The organism is Alkalidesulfovibrio alkalitolerans DSM 16529 (genome assembly GCF_000422245.1).
In the GTDB taxonomy this organism is placed as follows: domain Bacteria; phylum Desulfobacterota; class Desulfovibrionia; order Desulfovibrionales; family Desulfovibrionaceae; genus Alkalidesulfovibrio; species Alkalidesulfovibrio alkalitolerans.
In genome coordinates this window covers 1-21,354 of the sequence record NZ_ATHI01000004.1, presented here as the reverse complement: position 1 = coordinate 21,354, position 21,354 = coordinate 1, and the positions used below count along the sequence as shown (strand labels likewise).

The window sequence follows — 21,354 nt, the reverse complement described above, 5'->3', positions numbered from 1 at the left end:
GCAACACTGCCCCTCTGCGGATGTTGAAAAACATCGGTCCGCAGACTGCTCAGAAAGTGACAGATGCAAGGCGCAAGGGAAACCCAGGCCCGACGCGTATCAAAATACGCGAGGGACTGGATTTTCCGCTGCAACGCCGCAGATGGTGCTTTTGGGGCAGTCTGCTAAAACCACAAGTCCAGTAGCACAGCCCCAAACACCGCCACGGCGATGCCGCCGTTGAGCGTGAAGAAGGCCAGATTGACCTTGGAGAGGTCGTCCGGCTTGATGAGCTTGTGTTCCAAAACGAGCGTAAGGCCTATGAGCGCCATGGCCCCGAAGTAGATCGCTCCGGCCTGGGCCGCCCAGCCCGCCACCAGGAAGAAGACGGCCGTGTTTACGTGGCAGAAGCTCGACAGGGTGAGCGCCGTGGGCACGCCGAAATCGGCCGGGATGGAACGAAGCCCCTGCTCGCGGTCGAACTCCTCGTCCTGGCAGGCGTAGAGAATGTCGAAGCCTGCCACCCAAAAGGTCACGCCAAGCGCCAAAAGCACGGCTGCGGGCGTGAATTCCGGCACCACGGCCAGCCAGCCGCCCAGCGGCGCGAAGCCGAGCGTGGCCCCGAGCACGAAATGGCACAGCCAGGTGAACCGTTTGGTCAGGCTGTAGAATGCGGCTACGGCCAGGGCCACGGGCGAAAGCTTGAGCACGAGCGGGTTCATGCCCCAGCAGGCGAGCACGAAAACGAGCGCCGCCACGGCCGTATAGATCCAGGCCGCGCGCACGCTCATCTCGCCCGTGACCAGGGGGCGGTTTTGCGTGCGGGGATTTCTGCGGTCGATGTCCAGATCGGCCAGCCTGTTGAAGGCCATGGCGAAGGAACGCACCGCGACCATGGCCACGGTGACAAGGAGAAACGCCTTCGCTCCGGGCCACCCGTCGGCGGCCCAGAACATGCCGGTGTAGGCGAAGGGCAGGGCGAAAACCGAGTGCTCGATCTTGATCATGCGAGCGAAAACGGCCAACTGGTTCGGCACGGAAAACCTCCGAAAAAACGGGAAGTCGCTAAAAGCCCCTTATCAGAATCACGCCCACGATGAGCAGCGCAGCCCCCAGGATACGCAGCGGCGTGGCCGAGTTCTGCTGGAAGCCTATCAGACCGTAGTGGTCCAGCACCAGCCCGGCGATCATCTGGCCGGTGACGAAAAGGGCCATCATGGTGGCCGCGCCCAGGCGCGGGGCGACCACGATGGACACGGTGACGAAGAAGGCCCCGATGAAGCCGCCGCTCCAGACCCACCATGGAGCCTGGGCGAAGGCAGCACCGAAGGGCACGGTTTCGCGCCGCAACAAAAGCAGGCCCGCCAAGGCCAGGGTGCCGATCACGAAGGACGTGAACGAGGCGGCGTAGGCGCTGTGCAGGTAGGAGCGCAGGTGGACGTTGATGCCCGCTTGCACCGGCGCGGTCATACCTGCGGCCACGGCCAGGAGTATCAAAACGAGCTGCGCGGCCACGTGGTCTCCTATGCGACGCCCAGGCGCACCAGGCCGAGTTTCTTCTTGCCCATGGCGAGCAGGAAGGCCGAGCCATCGAACAGGTCGTCCGGGCCGGGAGTAAAGACCTGCTCCGCGAAGACCTGGTTGTTGATGCGCACCGCGCCCTGCTTGAGGAATTCCTTGGCCTTGCCCTTGGAGGGCGCAAAATCGAGATCCACGAGCATCTGCGGCACGTCGGGCAGCGCGGCCGCGTCGGCGTAGGTCACGGACGGCGCGCTGTCGCGCACGGCCGCATAGAGAGCGCCCGCGTCCACTGCGTCGCCGCCGAAGCGGGCCGCATGGGCGCGCTCGATGTCCGCCAGCACTTCGGGGCCGTGGACCATGCGGGTCATCTCGGCGGCCAGCCGCTTTTGCGCCTCGCGCTTTTCGGGTCGCGCCGCGACTTCCTTCTCGTAGTCCTCGATCTCCTCCCTGGTCAGGAAGGTGAAGAACTTCATGAAGCGGATCACGTCGCGGTCGTCGGTCAGCATCCAGAAGTTGTGGAAGTCCGTGGGCGGCGTCATCTCGGGGTCCATGTAGATGGCCCCCTTCTCGGACTTGCCGAACTTCTTGCCGTCGGCCGTTGTGATGAGCGGGAAGGTCAGGGCGTAGGCCTCCTTGCCCGTCTTCCTGCGAATCAGCTCCGCGCCCGCGGTGATGTTGCCCCACTGGTCCGAGCCGCCGAACTGGAGCATGCAGCCGTACTTCTCGAAGAGATGGTAGTAGTCGTAGGATTGCAGGATCATGTAGCTGAACTCGGTGTACGAGATGCCCACATCCTCGCGCGCCAGACGCGACTTGACCGCGTCCTTGGCCATCATCCAGTTGACCGTGAAATGCTTGCCCACGTCGCGCAAAAGCTCGATGGCCGTGAGCTTCAAAAGCCAGTCCGCGTTGTTCTCCACCCAGACCTCGCCGCCGAAGACCTTGGCCACCTGCCCCTTGATCTTCTCCAGCGAGGCGTCGATGCGCGACTTGTCCTGGAGCGTGCGCTCCACTTCCTTGCCGCTGGGGTCGCCGATGAGGCCCGTGCCGCCGCCCGCGAGGAAGATGGGCCTGTGCCCGGCGCGCTTGAGGCGCAAAAGCGAGATGAGCGGCACCATGTTGCCCACGTGCAGGCTCGGCGCGGAAGGATCGAAACCGCAATAGGCCACACGGCCGGGGGTGGCGAAATACTCGCGGACCTTGTCCGCGTCGGAGACCTGATGGACGAGGCCGCGCCAGGAAAGTTCGTCGAAGACGTTCACGAAAATCGCTCCTTCGGGGAATTATTGCCTGAAACGAAAAATATCCGATATCTTTTTGTCTGGGGCCGTGGCGGTAATGCTGCGGGAACGCACGGCGCAAAGTCCTGCGCTCGGGAACATGCGCAGGAGGCATGTCCTACCTGCTTCGCCCACCCAAGGCAAGACGCGGCCCTCAGCGCGTCTCGCCCGCGCCCTTGGCCAGCCCGGAAAAGAAGTGCCGCGCGTTGGCCCCGAGCGTGCGGATGCGATACCCCCCTTCCTGCACGACCACCGTGGGCAGCGAGAGCGCCCCGAGCATGGCCCCGTTGACCGCGAAATCGCGGCCCGAAAGGCTCCAGGTGCCTGTGGGGTCGCCCTTGGCCGGGTCCAGGCCCAGGCTCACGACCAGATAGTCCGGGGCGAAGCGATCGACGCGGCGGATGGCCTTCTTCAAGGCCTCCACGTAGGCCCCGCCGTCCACGTTCTCGGCCAGCGGCAGGTTCACGTTCGCGCCCAACCCCTCGCCCTCGCCGCGCTCGTCCGCGAAGCCGCTGAAATAGGGATAGGCGAAGTTGGGGTGGCCGTGGATGGAGACCGTGAGCACGTCGGCGCGGCGGTAGAAGATGTCTTGGTGTCCGTTGCCGTGATGGTAGTCGATGTCCAACAGCGCCACACGACCATGGCGCGAGAGGTGGTCCGCGACCACGGCGGCGGTATTCAGGTAGCAAAATCCGCCAAAGGCCCTACGCTCGGCATGGTGCCCCGGCGGCCGCACCAGCGCGTAGGAGAGGCGTCGGCCCGAGAGCGCGGCGTCGGCCGCCGTGAGCCCGCAGTCCACGGCCCTGCGCGCGGCCAGCCAGGCGTTTTTGTTCAGCGGGGTGAAAGTGTCGATGCAATAGTAGCCCGCGCGCACGGGCATCTCCTTGGGCGGGCGGGCCGCGTTGCGGATGGGGAAGACATAGGGATAGAGCGACTTTCCCGGCGGCAGCGCGGCGCACATGCGGCGCAGGTAGTCCACGAACCCTCCCTCGTGCACGGCCCGGATGTAGGCCTCGCCGTAGTGCCTGGGCCTGGCCTGGGCCGAGAGCCCGGCCGCCTCCAGGGCCTTGAGGATGGAGGAGACGCGCGCCGGGGCCTCCACGTAGCCGCGCTCGCGCACGTGGTGGATGTCGTGCAGGTCGTTGACCACGGTCAGGATGGGGCTGCCGGGCGCGGCGTCCAGACCCGCGCGGTGCGCGGTCACGTAGCGCGGCGGCCGGAGCCTGACGGGATCGTCGCGAAACGAGTTCACGACCAGATTCACGTAGCTCGGCGGACACGAGCCCTTGTATTTGCGCTCCAGGATGGCCCTGGCGACCTGCCTCGCCGGTCCCTGGCGCAGCTTTCGGCCGCGCGCCAGCGCGTCCCAGACGAGATAGGGCGGGCAGTCGGAGTCAGGGGTCAAGGGCGTCTCGTAGGCCGTGCCCACGATGGGCCGCGCGCCGTAGCGCTCGTAGAAGCGCAGCCTGGCGGCATTCTGGCGCAGGGTCGCGGGATCGGCGCACAGGGTTTCCTCGTCGGGCAGGCACTCGAAAAAGAGGCCGAGCGGGCTGTCCTGGCGCGCGTCCTCGCGCACCTGCTCGTAGAGCGCGCCGCCCACCCCGCCACCGGTAAGCCTGGGCCGCACGGACATGAAATCGAGGTAGGAAAAGCCCACGTCCGTGAAGTGCAACACCGTGGCGAAACCAAGCAGTTCCGAGGCCCTCTCGGCCACGAAGAGCACGGTGCGAAACCCGTGGCGCACGGGCTCTCGCAACAGCCCCGGCAGCTTCTCGACCTCATCTTCCGAGAGAAGCTGGAACTGGCTGCGCAGGACTTCCTGGGCAAAGGCCACGGCCTGGCGGTCTGCGGGCAGGTTGGCGTCGAAGACGCGGCGGATGCGGAACATGCGCGGCTCCCATCGGTTCTCGCGATCTTTTTTAGAATTACGCCTAGGGGCCGTCCGCTGGCAAGGGGACTCCCCGCTCTGAAAACGCGACTCCCGGCCGGATCGAAACCCGGCCGGGAGTGCGGCTGCACGGGAGGTTTGAGGCGGCAGCGAATGCAAGTCTCGAAATGTTGCGAGAAGACCGGTGAAAACCGCTCCGCAGACCGCTCAAACGGCGCCGGATGCACGGCGCGAGAGCCGGTCAAGACCGACGCGTATTACCAATATTACCCGGAGCAGAAAATATGCAATATTTTCGTGCTCCGGGTTATAAGTACGGCCTGCTGAAGGCGGGCCTGAGCGGCGAAGCCGCGGGAGCGCAAAGCCTTCTGCTTTGCGCTCGTAATACGCAAGGGTTTGACCGGCTCGAAGCAACGCCGCAGACGGTGCTGTGTGAGCGGTCTGCCTAAGCCTTTGCGACGCTGATGAAATGCTCCTGCATACAGATGTAGCCGCCCTCGCGCGACCAGTTCTCCAGGCCGCCGACCATCAGTTCCTGGTCGGCCACGCCCTTGCCGTAGGCCCGCGACTCGGGCGGCAGCTTGTGACCAAAGCCGTGGACCATGAAGGCCGCCTCGGGGTGCACGAAGTCGTTCACGAAGGCCTTGATGACCCCGCCGTAAGAGCCGTTGGAGACCTTGACCGGGTCGCCGTTGGAAACGCCAAGGGCCTTGGCCGAGGCGGTGTTCAGCCAGAGCACGTTCTCGGGCATCTGCTCGAAAAGCAGCTTGTTGTTCACGGTGTGGCCCTGGGTATGCACGCCGCAGCGGCCGAAGATGATGCGGAAGCGGCCCTTGGGTGGCTTCTCGGGGGAGACGTAGGGCCGAAGCGACATGAGCCCGTCCTGCTCCCACTTGGGATGGACGATCTCGAGCTTGCCCGAGGGCGTGGCGATCTTGACCTCGGCGATGTTCTGGTAGTTGGGCTTTTCGCACAGTTCCACAAAACCCTTGGCGTCGAAGTCGGCCAGACTCTTGCCCGTGCCCTGAAGCTGGAACTCCCACATCTGCTCCGCCGATTCGAAGGCGAGCGGTTCAAGTCCGAGCGCCTTGGACAGCCCGGCGATGATCTCCCAGTCGGCCTTGGTGTCGTAGCGCGGCGCGAGCGCGCGCTTGCGGACGAAGAACTGCGGCTTGAGGCCACCCTTCTGGGCCAGGGGCGACTCGCGTTCAAGGTAGGGCGACATGGGCAGCACCACGTCGGCGTTCCAGGCCGTGTCGGACCAGGAGAAGGTGACGGCGACGATGAGTTCGAGCGCCTCCCACTTCTTCTTCAGGGCATCGGGATCAGGGAAGGCCATGAGCGGATCGTGGCGGTGGCAGATGTAGGCCTTGACCGGATAGGGGTCGCCGCTGACGGCCGCGTCGTAGGCCAGGTTGATCATGCCGGGCCCGGCGTCGATGTGCGGATACTTCCAGCCCGCGCCGTCGGCACGCTTGCCCTCGGGCTTGGGGAAGAGGTCCACGAACTTTTTCAGGCCCTTGGCGCCCACGTCGCCGGGCTTGTTGGCGAAGGGCAGGCCGCCCTTGGCGCCGATGGCCCCGAGCAGGGCGTTGATGATGTAGGCGGTGCGCGAGACGTAGAAGGAGTCCTGGTAGCGGGCGGTCATCCAGCCCGGATGCCAGATCACGCTCGGCGCGGCGTCGGCGAGTTGGTTCGCGAACTTGAGCAGGGCTTTCTCCGAGATGCCGCACTCCTCGGCCGCCCAGGCCGGGGTGTAGGGCCGGATGAACTTCACCAGTTCGTCGAAGCCGTTGACGTGGGCGTCCACGTATTCCTTGTCGTAGCGGCCCGAGTCGATGAGCGCGTGGATCACTCCCAGGTTGAAGGCGTAGTCCGTGCCGGGGCGGATGAGGAAGAAGTTGTCGGCCTTGCCCGCCGTGACGGTGGCGCGCACGTCGATGACCGTCAGCTTGCAGCCAGCATCCAGGGCGTCGAGCACGCTGTTGACCTCGGCCACGTTGATGGCTTCGAGAATGTTCCGGGTCTGCAAGACGATATGCTTGGAATTTTTGTAGTCGTAGACCAGTTCCTTGCGGCCGATGCCGACCACTGATTTGCAGGCGTGCTGTACGCCACGGGCACAGGCGGTGTCATGGTTATGGTAATTGGGCGATCCTAGACCGCGCACGAATGCCTGGTGCAAATCAACAAAGGGGCCGCCACGGTCGGACCAGATCACCGACTCCTTGCCGTATTTCTCCTGGATGGCCGAGAGGCGTTCGGCCACATAGGCGAAAGCCTCATCCCAGGACGCGCGGCGCCATTTGCCTTCGCCCCGCTTGCCCTCGCGGATCATGGGGTACTGGGGCCGCTCGTCGTCCTGGGTCAGGGCGTATCCGGCCGCGCCGCGCGCGCACAGCGCGCCCTTGAGCCCCGAGTGCGGGTTGCCCTGGATGAACATGACCTCGTTGTTGGCCACGTCCACCTGGATCGGACAGCGCACGGTGCACATGCCACAGACACTGAAGACTTTCTGCCTTGCCATCGGACCCTCCGGAAAGTGCGTTATTAAAATATTTTAGAGAAAAAACATGCAACTTTCGGAATCACATGACAGCGGACGTAGCAGCACTGGTGAGACGGTGGCAAGAAAAGCAGCGCCTTGTGAAATAAAGCGCGTTGACCACCGTCCTGCCCCCTGGGGGCATGTACCGTTTTTCACGAACGAACGTAAAAATTTTCCCAGGGGATTGACGCAACAATTCGATTGTGCTTTTTCTGACTGCAAACATATCTCCAGCATCGGCGTTTCAGGCGAATCAGCTTTTCCCTCCAGCACCAGTCCAGAATAAGGGGGGTACACGTGGTCTTCTCCTGGCTGAATCTCGGAATCGTTCTGGCCTTGTTTGCCGGTCTGGCATTCGCGGCCGGGCCGCTCTTCGGATCAATCCTCCTTGCCCCGAAATGGCGTGGCGGCGACCACGCAATGCCGTACGAATGCGGCATGACGCCGCACGGCGGATCATGGATGCGCTTCAGCGTCAACTACTGGATCTACGCGCTCATCTTCCTGGCCTTCGACGTGGACGTGCTCTACCTCTTCCCAGTGGCGGCGCACTACGCCGACTCCGAAGGCTGGCTGCCGCTCGTCAAGGTGACCATCTTCATCGTCGTGCTCGCCCTGGGCATCGTGTACTTCTGGCGGAAAGGAGTGTTCGCATGGCCGCGCCGGATATCGGACTGAGGCCGGTTCAAGGAGGCGTCGAGCCCCCCCTGGTCGACATCCCTCCCCTGAACCAGTTCTTCGACCTGTGCCGGGCCATGTCACTGTGGCCCATGACCTTCGGCTTGGCCTGCTGCGCCATCGAGATGATGGCCGTGGGCATGGCGCGGTTCGACATCTCGCGCTATGGCGCGGAAGTGTTTCGGCCCTCGCCGCGCCAGTCCGACCTGATGATCGTGGCCGGCACGGTCTCGCGCAAGATGGCTCCGGCCGTGGTCCGGCTCTACGAGCAGATGCCCTCGCCCAAGTACGTCATGGCCCTGGGCAATTGCGCCATCTCCGGCGGCCCGTTCCATTTCAAGGGCCAGTACGGAATCATCGAGGGCATCGACAAGCTCATCCCCGTGGACGTCTACATCCCCGGCTGTCCGCCACGCCCCGAGGGGCTGCTCGAAGGACTCTTCCAGATCCAGGCCAAGCTCACGGGCAAGCGCTTCTGGCCCGCGCCCAAGCTGCCGCCGGTAAAGGGGGAGCAGGCATGAGCAGAAACCTCGCCTTTCCCAAGCTATGCGCCATCGGCGGGGACATGACCCACATGGGCGTCTCCGAAATCCACCACGTCAAACCCTCGCAGATCCGGGGCGCGGCCTCGGTGCTCCTGGACAAGGGGTGGTTCATCGAGACCATCGTCTGCCTGGACATGCGCGAGGGGCTCCTGACGACCTACCTCTTCGCCCACTTCAGCGAGCCGGGCCGCATTTTGGTGCGCGTCCTGGTCGATCGCGAAACGCCCGAGATCCCGTCCATCGCGGACATCTATCAGGGCGCGGAATGGCACGAGCGCGAAGCCATGGAGCTTTCGGGCGTGCGCTTCACGGACAACCCAAATCCCCTGCCCCTGCTCCTGGCCGAGGATCAGATCGAGCCGCCGCTGGCGCGCGCCTTCGACGACAGGAAACCGCTTTCCAACATCGTGGATGAATTCATCAAGGCCGAATGCTGGCCCGCCTTCGTCTCCCGCGAGGAGATCGAGGCCGCGGCCGCCGCCAAGGCCGAAGCCGAGGCCAAGGCCACCGCCGAGGCCGCCACGGCCACGAACGCCAAGGAGGACGGACAATGAGCTTCTTCCCCGGCGGCGACTTCTACACACGGCACTTCAAGGCCTCGGACAACGACGAAACGCTCATCGTCAACATGGGGCCGCAGCACCCATCGACCCACGGAGTGCTGCGGATCATCGTGGAACTCGACGGCGAGTACATCGTACGCAGCGAACCCGTGCTCGGTTACGTGCACCGCATGCACGAGAAGATGGCCGAGAACCGCAGCTTCGTGCAGTACCTGCCGAACATGGGGCGCGTGGATTACCTGCACGCCCTGGCCTGGAACTGGGCTTACGTGGGCGCGGTGGAGAAACTGGCCGAACTCGAGGTTCCCGAACGCGCCGAATACATCCGGGTCATTACCTGCGAACTGAACCGCGTCTCATCGCATCTCTTGTGGTGGGGCGCGTATCTTTTGGACCTGGGCGCATTCACCCCGATCATGTACGCCTTCGACGACCGCGAACGCATCATGGACCTTCTGCAGGAACCAACGGGCTCGCGGCTGACCTACTGCTACCACCGCCTGGGCGGCGTCTCGGCCGACCTCTCCGAGAGATTCCTCAAGGGCCTTTCGGACCTCGTGCCCTACCTGCGCTCGCGCCTGCCCATGTACCGCGATCTAGTCACGGAGAACGTGATCCTCAGAAAGCGCGTCGAGGACATCGGCATCATGGACCTGGACGTCTGCCGCCGCTACGGCTGCACCGGCCCCGTGATCCGGGGCGCTGGCGTGGCCTACGACACGCGCCGGGCCGAGCCCTACTCCGTATACGACCGCTTCGACTACGAGATCCCGACCTATCCCGAGGGCGACGCCCTGGCCCGCTACATGGTGCGCATGGACGAGATCGAGCAGTCGCTTCGGATCATCGAGCAGGCCATCGCCACCATCCCCGAAGGCCCCTTCCTCTCCAAGAGCGCGCCCAAGCCCAAGTGGAGCGCGCCCAAGGGAGAGTCCTGCTTCGCCGTGGAAGGCGCGCGGGGCAAGATCGTCATCTACGTGGCCTCGGACGGCGGACGCACGCCCTACAGGATCAAACTGCGCTCGCCCTCGTACTCGAACCTGTCGTGCTTCGCCGAGGTGGCCAGGGGAACGCTCCTTTCCGACGCGGTATCCATCCTGGGAAGCCTCGACCTCGTCATCCCGGAGATTGACAGATGAACATAAGCTCCTGGTCGTCTCCCGATCCGAACGTCGCGCTGGTCATCCCCGATCCGCTGGTGCGCCTGCTGGTGGGCCTTTTGGCCCTGGCCGCCTTCGTGGGCCTGAACGCCACGGTGCTCGTCTACGTGGAACGAAAGGTCGCGGGCTTCATCCAGCGGCGACCCGGCCCCTACGAGGTCGGACCGCATGGCATCCTGCAGACCCTGGCCGACGCCGTGAAGCTCGTGGGCAAGCAGCTCTCCACGCCGCGCGGGGCCGACTTCTTCCTTTTCTGGCTCGCGCCGATCATGGCCTTCCTGCCGGTCTTCGTCATGTTCCTGCCCATCCCCTTCGGCGAGAACCTTTACGCCCTGGAGACCAACGTGGGGCTGCTGCTCATCCTGGCCTACGCCGGGCTGAACGTGCTGGCCCTGTGTCTGGCGGGCTGGGCCTCGGCCAACAAATGGGGCCTCATCGGCGCGGCCCGCGCCGTGGCCCAGAGCGTCGGCTACGAGATCCCGCTCCTGCTGTCCCTGCTTGCGGTCTGCTTCACCCACGGCTCCCTCGACCTGATGGAACTGACGCGGGCCCAGGGTCCGTGGCCGTGGCAGTGGAACGTGGCCATCCAGCCCCTGGCCTTCTTCATCTACTTCGTCTGCGCCCTGGCCGAAACCAACCGCGCGCCCTTCGACCTGCCCGAGGCCGAGTCCGAACTCACGGCGGGCTTCCACACGGAATACTCGGGCATGGGCTTCGGCCTCTTCTTCCTGGCCGAGTACGCCAACATGATCGTGGTCTGCGCCATCGCCACGGCCGTTTTCCTCGGCGGCTTCCAGGGTCCGGCCGCGCCGGGTCCGTGGTGGTTCCTGCTCAAGGTCTACAGCCTGCTCCTGATCATGATGTGGATGCGCTGGACCTACCCGCGCGTGCGCTTCGACCAGCTTTTGAACCTCAACTGGAAGTGGCTGTTGCCGCTGGCCACGCTGAACCTCCTGGCCACGGCCGTGATCATGAAGCTCTAGGGAGGGGGACATGAGCGTCCTGACCGAGTTCAAGGAAGCGCTGAAGGGCCTCAAGAGCCTGTTCGTGGGTCTGCGCATCACGGGCCGCGAGTTCGTGAAGCCCCAGGTCACGGTGCACTACCCGCGCAAGGTGGTGGACAACATCGTCACCTTCCGCGGCCACATCGAGCTCGTGGGCGGCAAGGATCCGGCCGTGCCCAAGTGCATCACCTGCATGATGTGCCAAAGCGTGTGCCCCTCAAGCTGCATCAAGATCGTCAAACACCCGCCGCCCAAGAAGGAAGCCCCGGCCGAGAAGCCGAGCGAGGCGCTGGCCTCGGGCCTGGAGCCCAAGACCAAGCCCGCGCCCCCGAGCAAGGAGAAGCCGGTCAAGACGCCCAAGGCCTTCTTCCTGGACTACAACTATTGCAGCCTGTGCGGGCTGTGCGTGCAGTCGTGTCCAGTGGACTCGCTGCGCTTCTCAACGGACGTCTATCTGGCGGGCCCCTCCCGCAAGACCTTCGTGTACGACCTCATGGCGCGGCTGAAGGCCCAGGCCGATGCGGAACCAAAGCCCGAGCCCAAGGCCAAGCCGACGCCCGAGGCGAAGCCCGAAACAGCGGATGCCGCTGCGGCCGCAACCGGCGGCGAGAGCGAAAAGGAGAAGGCATGATGGAAAGCGCGGCCCAGGCCCTGTTCGCCTTCTACGCAATCGTCATCGTGCTGGGGGCCCTTGGCGCGGTGCGCGCCGTGAACCTCGTGCGCGCCCTGCTCGGCCTGATCCTGGCCCTGTTCGGCGTCTCCGGCATGTACCTGCTGATGGACGCGCCTCTTCTGGCGCTCATGCAGCTTCTCATCTACGTGGGCGCGGTGGTGGTGCTGGTCTTCTTCGCCATCATGCTCACCCGCGCCCCGGCAGGCGGCGAGGAAGCCGCCCCGAAATCCATCCGCAGCCATCTGCTGGCCCTGCTGGCCGCAGCCACGCCGGGCTTCCTGCTTGCCTGGTCGGTCATCACCCGGCCCGCGCCCTCGCTTGAGAAGCCCGCCTCGGTCAGCCCGGCCGAACTGGGCCAGGGGCTGCTCGAACACTACATCCTGGCCTTCGAGCTGATCTCGGTGGTCCTCTTCGTGGCCATGTCCGGCGCGGTGATTCTGGCCTTCAGGGGCTTCTCACGCAAGGGAGACGACGCATGAGTCCGCTCATCCTCTACCAACTCGTGGCCCTGGCGCTTCTGGTCATCGGCCTGTACGGCCTGACCACGCGCAAATCCTTCGTGGGCATGCTCATCTGCGTCGAACTGATGCTCAACGGCGCGGGGCTGTCCATCACCGCCGCCGCGCAGCTCACCGAGGCCAACGCCGTGCTCGGCCAGCTCGCCTCGCTCCTGGTGATGGGCTTGGCCGCGGCCGAGGCCACGCTGGTCCTGGCGATCCTCATCGTGGTCATCCGCCGCTTCGGCCCCCTGGGCAAGGCGGATGCCGATACCGTATCGGAACTGAGGGGGTAGGCCGTGCAGACAGAAAACGTCAGTCTCCTCTTTCCCCTGGCCGTGACGCTCGCGGCCCCGTTCCTGATCTACCTGCTGCGCCGAAACGAGAACCAGCGCGAGGCGGTCTCCTTCGCGGCCGCGGCCATGTCCTTCCTGGCCGTGCTGAACCTCGCACCCGGCGTGCTCGCGGGCAAGATCTACACCTACACGCTCTTCACGCTCATGCCGGGCATAAGCGTCAGCTTCTGCGCGGACGGCCTCTCGCTCGTCTTCGGGCTCATCGCCACCTTCCTGTGGGGCCTGGTGACGCTGTACAACATCGGCTACATGCGCGGCCTGAACGAACACGCCCAGACGCGCTACTACTTCTGCTTCGCCATCGCCATCTTCGGCGCGGTGGGTGTGGCCCTCTCGGCCAACATCTTCACCATGTATCTCTTCTACGAGATCATCTCGGTCTTCACCTATCCCCTGGTCGCCCACCACCAGGACGAGGACGCCTACCTGGGAGCGCGGAAGTACTTCGTGTACCTCATGGGCACCTCCAAGCTCTTCCTGCTGCCCGCCATGGTCCTGACCTACGTGCTGTGCGGCACCCTGGACTTCCACCTGGGCGACGTCGTCACCGGCGTGCCCTTCCCCTGGAAGGAGAGCCCGGGTCTGGTGACCCTGACCTACGTGCTCTACATCGCGGGCCTGGCCAAGGCGGCGCTCATCCCGTTCCACAACTGGCTGCCCTCGGCCATGGTCGCGCCCACGCCAGTCTCGGCCCTGCTGCACGCGGTGGCCGTGGTCAAGGCGGGCGTCTTCTGCGTGGCCCGCGTCATCCTCTCGGGCTTCGGCCTCGAGTGCATGGACGCCCTGTACCTGGGCATCCCCACGGCCTACCTGGCCGCCCTGACCATCGTGGTGGCCTCGATCATCGCCCTGACCAAGGACGACCTCAAGGCCCGGCTGGCCTACTCCACGGTCAGCCAGCTCTCCTACGTGATCATCGGCGTGGCCATGCTCACGCCCATGGCCGTGAACGGCGGCATGCTGCACATCGCCAACCACGCCTTCTCCAAGATCACCCTCTTCATGGGCGCGGGCGCGATCTACGTGGCCGCGCACACCAAGAAGATCAGCCTCATGGACGGCATGGGACGGCGCATGCCCATCACCTTCGGGGCCTTCTCCGTGGCCGCGCTGTCCATGATCGGCGTGCCCTTCGTCTGCGGGTTCGTCTCCAAGTGGTATCTGGTCAACGGCGCGATGCAGGCCGATCAAGTCGTCCTGCTGGTGGCGCTCCTGGGCTCCACGATCCTCAACGCCTCCTACTTCGGCCCGATCATCTACCGGGCCTTCTTCAAGAAGGCGGCCGAAGGCGTGGACCTGAGCCACTACAACGAACCGGCCCCGGCGCTCGTCGCGCCCCTGGTCGTGACCTCGATCATCTCCGTATTCCTGGGGCTTTATCCCGAGACGTTCCTCGACTTCGTCCGGGTCTTCAGCGGTTTCTAGGCTGACATGAGGAGGACAGGGTGAACAACGACATAAGCGGATTCGGCCAGCTTCTCATGCGCATGCGCAAGGCCTCCGGGCAATGGGCGCTGGCGCTCTTCGCGGCGCTGGCCCTGCTCGTGGTCCTCAACTTCTTCATCCACCCGCACCACCCGCACGTGGACGCGGAGAACCTGCCCGGCTTCTGGGCCGTCTTCGCCCTGGGCGTGGCCGTGGTTCTCGGCTTCCTGGCCAAGGGCATCCTCGCGGTGATCCTCGACGTGCCGGAGGACTTCTATGACGAGTAGCTTCTACCATCCGGCCGTGGCCTTCATCGCCCTGGCCGCGGCGCTGCCCTTCTTCCCGGGCCGCTTCTGGAAATGGCTTCTGCCCGTGCCCGCGCTCCTGGCTATCGTCGCGGTCTTCACCATGGAGCCGCAGGCTGGCCAGTCCATGAACTGGATGGGCTTCACCCTGAACGTCGGCCGCGTGGACCACATCTCGCTGATCTTCGCCAACGTCTTCGCCATCCAGGCCCTGCTCGGCTTCATCTACGCCTTCCACGTCACGGACAAGCGCCAGCACGTCTTCGCGGCGCTCTACGTGGCAGGCGCGTTCGGCTGCGTCTTCGCGGGCGACTACCTGACCCTGTTCGCCTTCTGGGAACTCATGAGCGTGGCCTCGACCATGCTCATCCTGATCAACGCCCCGGCCAACAAACGGGCCTCGCGGGCGGGCTTCTCCTACTTCCTGGTGCACACCTTCGGCGGCCTGCTGATGCTCGCGGGCATCCTCCTGCGCTACAAGGCCACGGGCAGCATGGCCTTCCACCCCGTCGTGCCCGAGTTCATGCAGTACTACGATTGGCTGATCATGTTCGGCTTCGGCGTGAACGCGGCCTTCATCGGCCTGCACGCCTGGCTGCCCGACGCCTACCCCGAGGCGACCATCCCCGGCGCGGTGTTCATGAGCGCCTTCACCACCAAGACCGCCGTGTACGTGCTCATGCGCGGCTTCGCCGGGATGGAGTTCCTGGCCTGGATGGGCGTGGCCATGGCGCTTTACGGCGTCATCTACGCCACCATGGAGAACAACGCCCGGCGCATCCTGTCCTACCACATCGTCTCGCAGGTGGGGTACATGGTCGCGGGCATCGGCATCGGCACGGCCATGACCATCAATGGCGCGGCCGCCCACGCCTACGCCCACATCCTCTACAAGGGCCTGCTCTTCATGAGCGTGGGCGCAATCCTCTTCACCACGGGCACGGCCAAGCTGAACCAGCTCGGCGGGCTCGCGGCGCGCATGCCCTGGATCATGATCTGCTACATCGTGGCCGGCCTCTCGATCTCGGGCATGCCGGTCTTCAACGGCTTCGTCTCCAAGACCATGACCATCGCCGGAGCCTTCGAGGATCATCAGGTGATGATCGGCCTGCTCATGGAGATCGCGGCCGTGGGCACCTTCCTCTCCGTGGGCATCAAGCTGCCCTACTTCGCCTTCTTCGGCGGCAAACCCGACGACATGACGCGCGAGATCAAGCCGCTGCCCGTGAACATGTACCTGGCCATGTTCGCTGGCGCGATCCTGTGCACCGCGCAGGGCCTTTATCCCGACATGCTCTACCGCTTCCTGCCCTACCCCGAGATCGCCTCCGAATTCCATCCCTGGGGCGTGTGGCAGGTGTTGCAGGCGCTTCTGCTGCTCGGCTTCACGGGTCTGGCCTTCTATCTCATGCGCGGGCTGATGAAGCCGCACGACCAGCGCAATATCGACTTCGAACTGCTCTACCGGCTGATCGGCCGGGCCGTGCTGGCCCTGGTCTGCCGCCCCCTGGCCTGGCTCGACTCGGTCTGGACCGAGGTCTACAGGGCTGTGGGGCTGCGCTACCTGCTCTACAAGGGACGCATCACCTCGCTGTTCGACGTCAAAGCCATCGACGGCGTGGTGGACGGCACGGCCTTCACCACCCGGGCGGTGGGCGACCGGACGGCGGCCACCCAGACAGGACGGCTCGGAGACTACCTGGGGCTCGCGGCGGCCATCGCCTTCGCGGCCCTGGCCGTGGTCCTGTACGCCATACGCTAGAACCGCCAAGGAGCGCGCGATGATCGACCCCGGCTACCCCGTTCTGACGAGCCTGATCTTCTTCCCCGTGCTCGCGGCGGCGGTCCTCATGTTCTTCCGCCATGAGGGCCTCATCCGTGTCCTCACCCTGGCAGCCTCCCTCGTCGAGATCTGCCTGGCCATCCCGCTGTTGCGCGGTTTCAACATCGCGGACACGGGATTCCAGTTCATGGAGCGCACAGAGTGGGCGCCCTCGCTGGGACTTTCCTACGCCCTGGGCGTGGACGGCCTGTCCCTACTCATGGTCCTTCTGACCGTGGCCATCCTGCCCTTGTGCGTGCTGTGCTCGTGGACCTACATCGGCAAGCGGATCAAGGAATTCAACATCTGCCTGCTGCTCATGACATCGGCCTGCGCGGGCGTCTTCTGCGCGCTGGACTTCGTACTCTTCTATATTTTCTGGGAGGCCATGCTCGTCCCCATGTACCTGCTCATCGCGGTCTGGGGCGGCCCGAGGCGCAAGTACGCCTCCATCAAGTTCTTCCTGTACACCCTGGCGGGCTCCACGCTGCTCCTGGTGGCCATGGTGGCCTTCAAGACCGTGGGCGGCACCTTCTTCATCCCCGACCTGATGCGCATGGAGTTCTCCGAGCGCTTCCAATTCTGGGCCTTCCTGGCCATGGCCCTGGCCTTCGCCATCAAGGTGCCCATGTTCCCCTTCCACACCTGGCTGCCCGCGGCCCACGTCGAGGCCCCCTCGGCAGGCTCGGTCATCCTGGCCTCGGTGCTCATCAAGATGGGCGCCTACGGCTTCTTGCGCTTCTGCATGACCCTGACCCCGGTGGCCATGGCCGAACTGGCCCCGATCTTCATCGGCCTGTCCATCGCGGGCATCCTCTACGGCGGCTTCATCTGCCTGGGCCAGACCGACGTGAAGAAGCTCATCGCCTACTCCTCGGTGGCCCACATGGGTTTTTGCACCCTGGGCATCTTCGCCTTCAACGCGCGCGGCGTGGAAGGCGGCCTGATGGTCATGCTCAACCACGGCATCGTCACCGGCGCGCTGTTCCTCATGATCGGCGCGATCTACGAGCGCAGCCACAGCCGCGAGATCGCGGACAACCAAGGCATGGGCAAATACCTGCCCGCCTTCATGGGCTTCTTCGGCCTCTTCGCCCTGTCGTCGCTCGGTTTCCCCGGCCTGAACAGCTTTGTGGGCGAAATCCTGGTGCTCTTCGGCATCTTCGAGGCGGACTGGCGGCTTGGCCTTCTGGCCGTGCCCGGAGCCATGCTCGGCGCGGCCTACATGCTCAGGCTCCTGCAGCGCATGACCTACGCCCCGGTGGGCCAGACGCCCTCGCCCAAGGGCAAGAACTGGAGCGACCTGAACGCGCGCGAGTGGATCGCGCTCACGCCGCTGGCCATCTTCACCGTGGTCCTGGGCCTCGCTCCGGGACTGGCCCTGAAGGTCATCGGCCCCTCGGTCGAGAACCTGCTCGACCACTACCACTCCCGGCAGAAGGCTCCCGTGACCTACACCGTCGAGCGGCCCACGCCGCCCGACCCGCTCGTCGCCCTGACCCAGACGCCATCGGCGGATGAAACCCAAAGGAGCGCGCAGTGAACTTCGACATCCTTCGCGTCCTGCCCGAGCTGTACCAGCTCCTGCTCGTGCTCGGCCTGTTCGTCCAGACCTGCGCCCCGCGCGAGAAGTGGGGCGAGGTGACGTGGGTTCCGGCGGCCGCCGCCGTGGGCCTGCTCGTCTCCCTGGTGGGCCTTGGCGCGGGCGCGGGCGAGACCACGCTCATGTTCTGGGAGTCCTACCAGGTGGACGGCATGTCCCAGTTCTTCAAGCTGGTCATCTCGCTTGGCTTCCTCGTCACCGTGCTGAACGGCATGAGCCAGCCCACCCTGGCCGACGAGAAGCGCTCGGACTACATGCTCTTTTTGGCCCTCTCCGCCTGGGGCCTCATGCTCCTGGCCTCGTCCGTGGAGCTTGTGCTCATCTTCGTGGCCCTGGAAGTCTCGTCCTACAGCCTTTACGCCATCGTGCCCCTGCGCGCCCGCGAGCGCCGCGCGGCCGAGGCGGGCCTCAAGTACATCCTCTTCGGCGCGGCGGCCACGGCCATCTCGCTCTACGGCCTGTCCTACATCATCGCCTGGCAGCACAGCACGTATCTGACCGACCTCTCGCGCGCCGTCTGGAGCTTCGCCGACGCGCCCATGGCCTGCATCGGCCTGGGACTCTTCCTGTGCGGCTTCTTCTACAAGCTGGCCCTGTTCCCCTTCCACTTCTGGGCGCCGGACGTCTACGACGGCACGAGCAATGAGACGGCCGCCTATGTGGCCACGCTGCCCAAGCTCGGCGCGGTGGTCATCCTGGTCCGGCTGGCCGCCATGCTCGAACCCGGCATCGAGGTCACGACCTTCATCGCCATCCTGGGCGCGCTGTCCATGACCTTCGGCAACCTCGCCGCCCTGGCCCAGACCGACATCAAGCGCATCCTGGGCTACTCCTCGGTGGCCCACGCGGGCTACGTCACGCTCGGCCTTGTCGCGGGCACGGCAGCCGGACTCAGCGCGGCAGCCTTCTACGCCCTGGTCTACCTGCTCATGAACCTGACCTGCTTCTGGGTGGTCTGCCGCCTGGCCCAGGACGGCCGCAACCTGCATCTGGACGACCTGAACGGCCTGTTCAAACGCGCGCCGGGACTGGCCTTGATCCTGCTCGTGGCGGCCTTCGCCCTGGTGGGTCTGCCGCCCACGGCCGGATTCACCGGCAAGCTCTACCTGCTCTCGTCCGCCTGGGACCGGGGTTATGACTGGCTGGTCATCGTGGCCGCCGTGAACACGGCCATCTCCATCTATTACTACCTGAACATGGTGCGCCACGCCTACACGCACGAGCCGGAGACGGCTCCTGACGGCGGCGCGGCCGTGGCCGTGCATCCCTGCTCCCTGGCCGTGGGCGGTCTGCTCGCTGCCTCGGTGCTGCTTTTGGGCGTCCTGCCCGCCAGCGTCTTCGACCTGGTGCAGGCTGCCGGACAGGCTCTCCTGCCTTAGCAGGGCGCTGAAAAGACGCCATCTGCGGCGTTGCTTCGAGCCGGTCAAACCCTCGCGTATCAAAGAATATGCGAGGGTTTGACCGGCTCTTGCGTCGTGCATCCGAAGCTTTTTCTCCTCATCGCCCCGACCTTGCCGGACGGCGCGAATGCGACTATCCAAAAGACCTTCGCCGGGCCCAAAAGCCTCGCGCGCGACCGGCGGAAAACGCCCGCACCCACGACACCTTGGAGCACGAATGGACTACCTCACCGAACCGCAGGAAATCGAACGACGCTCCATGGAGATCATCGACGGCCTCTTTCCCGAGCCGCGCGGCCACAAAGGCCTCGACTGGCTGGTCGTGCGCCGCATGGTGCACACCTCGGCCGACCTCGAAATGCCCTCCCTGGTGCGCTTCTCGCCCGGCGCGGCCCTGGCCGGGGCCAAAGCCCTCTCCCAAGGCGCGCTAATCTATACCGACACCATGATGGCCCTTTCCGGCATCCCGACGCGGCGTCTTGGGCCGCTTGGCTGCGAGGTCCGCTGCCTGATCGGCGATCCCCAGGTCGCGCGCGCGGCCCACGAAAACGGCGTGACGCGGAGCATGGCCGCGGTGGATGTGGCCGTGCAGACGGCTCCGGAGGCGATCTTCGTCATCGGCAACGCGCCCACGGCCCTTCTCCGCCTCATCGAGCACATGCGCGCGGGCAGGGCAGCGCCCGCGCTCGTGGTGGGCATGCCCGTGGGCTTCGTCAACGCGGCCGAATCCAAGGCCCTGCTCGTTGAAACGGCGGGCGTAACACCCTTCATCGTCATCGAGGGACGCAAGGGCGGTTCGGCCCTGGCCGCGTCGTGCATCAACGCCCTGGCCAACCAGGCCATGGCGGACAAGGGCCTGTCCCCGGAGGGCGCATGAGCCGCGTCGCCTTCATTGGCGCCGGGCCGGGCGATCCCGAGTTGTTGACGCTCAAGGCCGCGCGCCGCATCGAACGGGCCGATCTGGTGCTCTATGCGGGCTCCCTCGTGCCGCGCGAGATTTTGACCATGGCCAGGGAGGACGCGCGCGTGGTCGATTCCGCGCCGCTCTCGCTGGAGCAGACGCACGCCCTGATGATGGAGACGGTGCGCGCGGGCGGGTTCGTTGCCCGCGTGCATACGGGCGATCCGGGGTTGTATGGCGCGGTGCGCGAGCAGGCCGCGCTCCTTGAGGCCGAGGGGGTGGAATACGAGATTGTGCCCGGCGTGACCGCCGCCTTCGACGTCGCGGCCAGGGCCAGGGTCTCGCTGACTGTGCCGGGCGTGGCGCAAAGCGTGGTGCTCACGCGCCTGGACGGCAAGACCCCGGTGCCCGACGGGCAGCGGCTGCGCCGTTTCGCGGCCACGGGCGCGAGCCTGGCCGTGTATCTTTCCGCCGCAAAGCCGGAAGTCCTGTGTGAGGAGCTGCTCGCGGCCGGTCTGCCGCCCGAGACGCCGGTGGTCGTGGCCCACAAGGCGGGCTGGCCCGGCGGCGAAGTCCGGCGCACGACCATCGCCGGGATCGAGGAGACGGCCCGCGACATGAAGATCTCGCGCCAGACGCTCTTCCTGGTCCTGCCCGGCGAGCTTGCGGGCGAGGCCCGCTCACGGCTCTACGATCCGGCCCACGGCCACTGCTTCAGGCCGAAAGTACCCGGCGATGCCGAAAACGACGGCTGACGCGGGGCGACCAGATTGAAACCCGCTTGATCAGACGGAGTATCCACCGCTGGAATAGGGTTTTAGCAAGAGTGTCGCACCCTACAGTTCAAGAGCCCCCGCGCAATCTTTTGCACGGGGGCTTGCCCTAAACTACCTAGGCGTACTGCTTCAATCTCCACGTCACGGCTTTTCCAGCATACGGTGGCATGGTGTTCCCGATGGCGATAGGCGCGGTTGTGGTTGGGGTTCCCATGACCTCCCAAACCCCGCTTTCGGGGCATTTCTCGCCGGTGCGCGCAGTGGTCCCAATTGGCTTTCTAGGCATACTCAGAGCCTCCTTTTAACCTCCCTCATATCAGGCAAAACAGGCATGTCAACGTAATGTCAAATGTATACGATGCAATATAAAAATGATAATGCGCAACATGCAACGCAAAAAGCCCCCGGTTTTTGGACCGGGGGCTTTTGA

At 65.2% G+C, this 21,354-nt stretch carries 20 protein-coding genes; 15 read left to right on the top strand and 5 right to left on the bottom strand.

Translation table 11 applies throughout. The annotated features are described in order from the left end of the window. Window positions 1–164: 164 nt before the first annotated feature. The 5 genes from DSAT_RS02225 to DSAT_RS02205 form a co-directional block, all read right to left on the bottom strand. Window positions 165–1,016, bottom strand: coding sequence for a UbiA-like polyprenyltransferase (locus DSAT_RS02225; RefSeq protein ID WP_020885952.1), 852 nt, complete (start codon window positions 1,014–1,016; stop codon window positions 165–167). A 28-nt stretch (window positions 1,017–1,044) separates the two neighbouring features. Further along, window positions 1,045–1,494, bottom strand: a complete 450-nt coding sequence (locus DSAT_RS02220; RefSeq protein ID WP_020885951.1) for a DMT family transporter — start codon at window positions 1,492–1,494, stop codon at window positions 1,045–1,047. Between the two features lie 8 nt (window positions 1,495–1,502). Continuing rightward, window positions 1,503–2,762, bottom strand: a complete 1,260-nt coding sequence (gene tyrS, locus DSAT_RS02215; protein WP_020885950.1) for a tyrosine--tRNA ligase — start codon at window positions 2,760–2,762, stop codon at window positions 1,503–1,505. 172 nt (window positions 2,763–2,934) lie between these two features. Beyond that, window positions 2,935–4,668, bottom strand: coding sequence for a GNAT family N-acetyltransferase (locus DSAT_RS02210; RefSeq protein ID WP_020885949.1), 1,734 nt, complete (start codon window positions 4,666–4,668; stop codon window positions 2,935–2,937). 445 nt (window positions 4,669–5,113) lie between these two features. Then, window positions 5,114–7,195 (bottom strand): molybdopterin-dependent oxidoreductase, encoded by a 2,082-nt coding sequence (locus DSAT_RS02205; RefSeq protein WP_020885946.1) that lies wholly within the window; start codon window positions 7,193–7,195, stop codon window positions 5,114–5,116. A gap of 318 nt (window positions 7,196–7,513) precedes the next feature. Here DSAT_RS02205 and DSAT_RS02200 point away from each other — a divergent pair, with 318 nt between their 5' ends. The 15 genes from DSAT_RS02200 (at window position 7,514) to cobM (ending at window position 20,903) form a co-directional block, all read left to right on the top strand. Next, window positions 7,514–7,894, top strand: a complete 381-nt coding sequence (locus DSAT_RS02200; RefSeq protein ID WP_020885945.1) for an NADH-quinone oxidoreductase subunit A — start codon at window positions 7,514–7,516, stop codon at window positions 7,892–7,894. Next, the gene (locus DSAT_RS02195) at window positions 7,870–8,415 is read left to right on the top strand and encodes an NADH-quinone oxidoreductase subunit B (RefSeq protein ID WP_020885944.1); all 546 of its coding nucleotides are present in this window, start codon (window positions 7,870–7,872) and stop codon (window positions 8,413–8,415) included. The genes DSAT_RS02200 and DSAT_RS02195 overlap by 25 nt, the downstream gene beginning before the upstream one ends. Next, a complete protein-coding gene (locus DSAT_RS02190) occupies window positions 8,412–8,993 on the top strand; it encodes an NADH-quinone oxidoreductase subunit C (protein WP_020885943.1) in 582 nt (193 codons plus the stop codon). Before DSAT_RS02195 ends, DSAT_RS02190 begins: the two co-directional genes overlap by 4 nt. Further along, complete coding sequence (locus tag DSAT_RS02185; protein ID WP_020885942.1) at window positions 8,990–10,141, top strand: NADH-quinone oxidoreductase subunit D; 1,152 nt, start codon at window positions 8,990–8,992, stop codon at window positions 10,139–10,141. Before DSAT_RS02190 ends, DSAT_RS02185 begins: the two co-directional genes overlap by 4 nt. Continuing rightward, entirely contained in the window at window positions 10,138–11,145 is a 1,008-nt protein-coding gene (gene nuoH / locus DSAT_RS02180) for an NADH-quinone oxidoreductase subunit NuoH (RefSeq protein WP_020885941.1), read from the top strand. Before DSAT_RS02185 ends, nuoH begins: the two co-directional genes overlap by 4 nt. Before the next feature lie 10 nt (window positions 11,146–11,155). Then, complete coding sequence (locus DSAT_RS02175) at window positions 11,156–11,797, top strand: 4Fe-4S binding protein (protein WP_020885940.1); 642 nt, start codon at window positions 11,156–11,158, stop codon at window positions 11,795–11,797. Further along, complete coding sequence (locus DSAT_RS02170) at window positions 11,797–12,318, top strand: NADH-quinone oxidoreductase subunit J family protein (RefSeq protein WP_040370628.1); 522 nt, start codon at window positions 11,797–11,799, stop codon at window positions 12,316–12,318. The genes DSAT_RS02175 and DSAT_RS02170 overlap by 1 nt, the downstream gene beginning before the upstream one ends. Beyond that, window positions 12,315–12,632 carry an NADH-quinone oxidoreductase subunit NuoK gene (nuoK, locus tag DSAT_RS02165; RefSeq protein ID WP_020885938.1) on the top strand — a complete coding sequence of 106 codons (318 nt, stop codon included), beginning with the start codon at window positions 12,315–12,317 and terminating at the stop codon, window positions 12,630–12,632. The genes DSAT_RS02170 and nuoK overlap by 4 nt, the downstream gene beginning before the upstream one ends. Before the next feature lie 3 nt (window positions 12,633–12,635). Then, the gene (locus tag DSAT_RS02160) at window positions 12,636–14,117 is read left to right on the top strand and encodes a monovalent cation/H+ antiporter subunit D family protein (RefSeq protein WP_020885937.1); all 1,482 of its coding nucleotides are present in this window, start codon (window positions 12,636–12,638) and stop codon (window positions 14,115–14,117) included. Between the two features lie 20 nt (window positions 14,118–14,137). Then, window positions 14,138–14,404 (top strand): hypothetical protein, encoded by a 267-nt coding sequence (locus tag DSAT_RS02155; RefSeq protein ID WP_020885936.1) that lies wholly within the window; start codon window positions 14,138–14,140, stop codon window positions 14,402–14,404. Continuing rightward, the gene (locus DSAT_RS02150) at window positions 14,394–16,184 is read left to right on the top strand and encodes a Na(+)/H(+) antiporter subunit D (protein ID WP_020885935.1); all 1,791 of its coding nucleotides are present in this window, start codon (window positions 14,394–14,396) and stop codon (window positions 16,182–16,184) included. Before DSAT_RS02155 ends, DSAT_RS02150 begins: the two co-directional genes overlap by 11 nt. Window positions 16,185–16,203: 19 nt before the next feature. Further along, window positions 16,204–17,787, top strand: coding sequence for a complex I subunit 4 family protein (locus DSAT_RS02145; RefSeq protein ID WP_020885934.1), 1,584 nt, complete (start codon window positions 16,204–16,206; stop codon window positions 17,785–17,787). Next, a complete protein-coding gene (locus DSAT_RS02140) occupies window positions 17,784–19,226 on the top strand; it encodes an NADH-quinone oxidoreductase subunit N (RefSeq protein ID WP_020885933.1) in 1,443 nt (480 codons plus the stop codon). Before DSAT_RS02145 ends, DSAT_RS02140 begins: the two co-directional genes overlap by 4 nt. Before the next feature lie 238 nt (window positions 19,227–19,464). Continuing rightward, window positions 19,465–20,124 carry a precorrin-8X methylmutase gene (locus DSAT_RS02135; RefSeq protein ID WP_020885932.1) on the top strand — a complete coding sequence of 220 codons (660 nt, stop codon included), beginning with the start codon at window positions 19,465–19,467 and terminating at the stop codon, window positions 20,122–20,124. Then, a complete protein-coding gene (gene cobM, locus DSAT_RS02130) occupies window positions 20,121–20,903 on the top strand; it encodes a precorrin-4 C(11)-methyltransferase (protein ID WP_020885931.1) in 783 nt (260 codons plus the stop codon). Before DSAT_RS02135 ends, cobM begins: the two co-directional genes overlap by 4 nt. The last annotated feature ends 451 nt before the right edge of the window (window positions 20,904–21,354 follow it).

What these genes read in the sequence shown, in the direction of transcription:
- nuoH (WP_020885941.1), top strand. Translation starts at nt 10,138, where the DNA reads ATGAACATAAGCTCCTGGTCGTCTCCCGATCCGAACGTCGCGCTGGTC.
- DSAT_RS02150 (WP_020885935.1), top strand. Translation starts at nt 14,394, where the DNA reads ATGACGAGTAGCTTCTACCATCCGGCCGTGGCCTTCATCGCCCTGGCC.
- DSAT_RS02210 (WP_020885949.1), bottom strand. Translation starts at nt 4,668, where the DNA reads ATGTTCCGCATCCGCCGCGTCTTCGACGCCAACCTGCCCGCAGACCGC.
- DSAT_RS02195 (WP_020885944.1), top strand. Translation starts at nt 7,870, where the DNA reads ATGGCCGCGCCGGATATCGGACTGAGGCCGGTTCAAGGAGGCGTCGAG.
- nuoK (WP_020885938.1), top strand. Translation starts at nt 12,315, where the DNA reads ATGAGTCCGCTCATCCTCTACCAACTCGTGGCCCTGGCGCTTCTGGTC.
- DSAT_RS02145 (WP_020885934.1), top strand. Translation starts at nt 16,204, where the DNA reads ATGATCGACCCCGGCTACCCCGTTCTGACGAGCCTGATCTTCTTCCCC.
- DSAT_RS02185 (WP_020885942.1), top strand. Translation starts at nt 8,990, where the DNA reads ATGAGCTTCTTCCCCGGCGGCGACTTCTACACACGGCACTTCAAGGCC.
- DSAT_RS02170 (WP_040370628.1), top strand. Translation starts at nt 11,797, where the DNA reads ATGGAAAGCGCGGCCCAGGCCCTGTTCGCCTTCTACGCAATCGTCATC.
- DSAT_RS02135 (WP_020885932.1), top strand. Translation starts at nt 19,465, where the DNA reads ATGGACTACCTCACCGAACCGCAGGAAATCGAACGACGCTCCATGGAG.
- DSAT_RS02205 (WP_020885946.1), bottom strand. Translation starts at nt 7,195, where the DNA reads ATGGCAAGGCAGAAAGTCTTCAGTGTCTGTGGCATGTGCACCGTGCGC.
- cobM (WP_020885931.1), top strand. Translation starts at nt 20,121, where the DNA reads ATGAGCCGCGTCGCCTTCATTGGCGCCGGGCCGGGCGATCCCGAGTTG.
- DSAT_RS02175 (WP_020885940.1), top strand. Translation starts at nt 11,156, where the DNA reads ATGAGCGTCCTGACCGAGTTCAAGGAAGCGCTGAAGGGCCTCAAGAGC.
- DSAT_RS02190 (WP_020885943.1), top strand. Translation starts at nt 8,412, where the DNA reads ATGAGCAGAAACCTCGCCTTTCCCAAGCTATGCGCCATCGGCGGGGAC.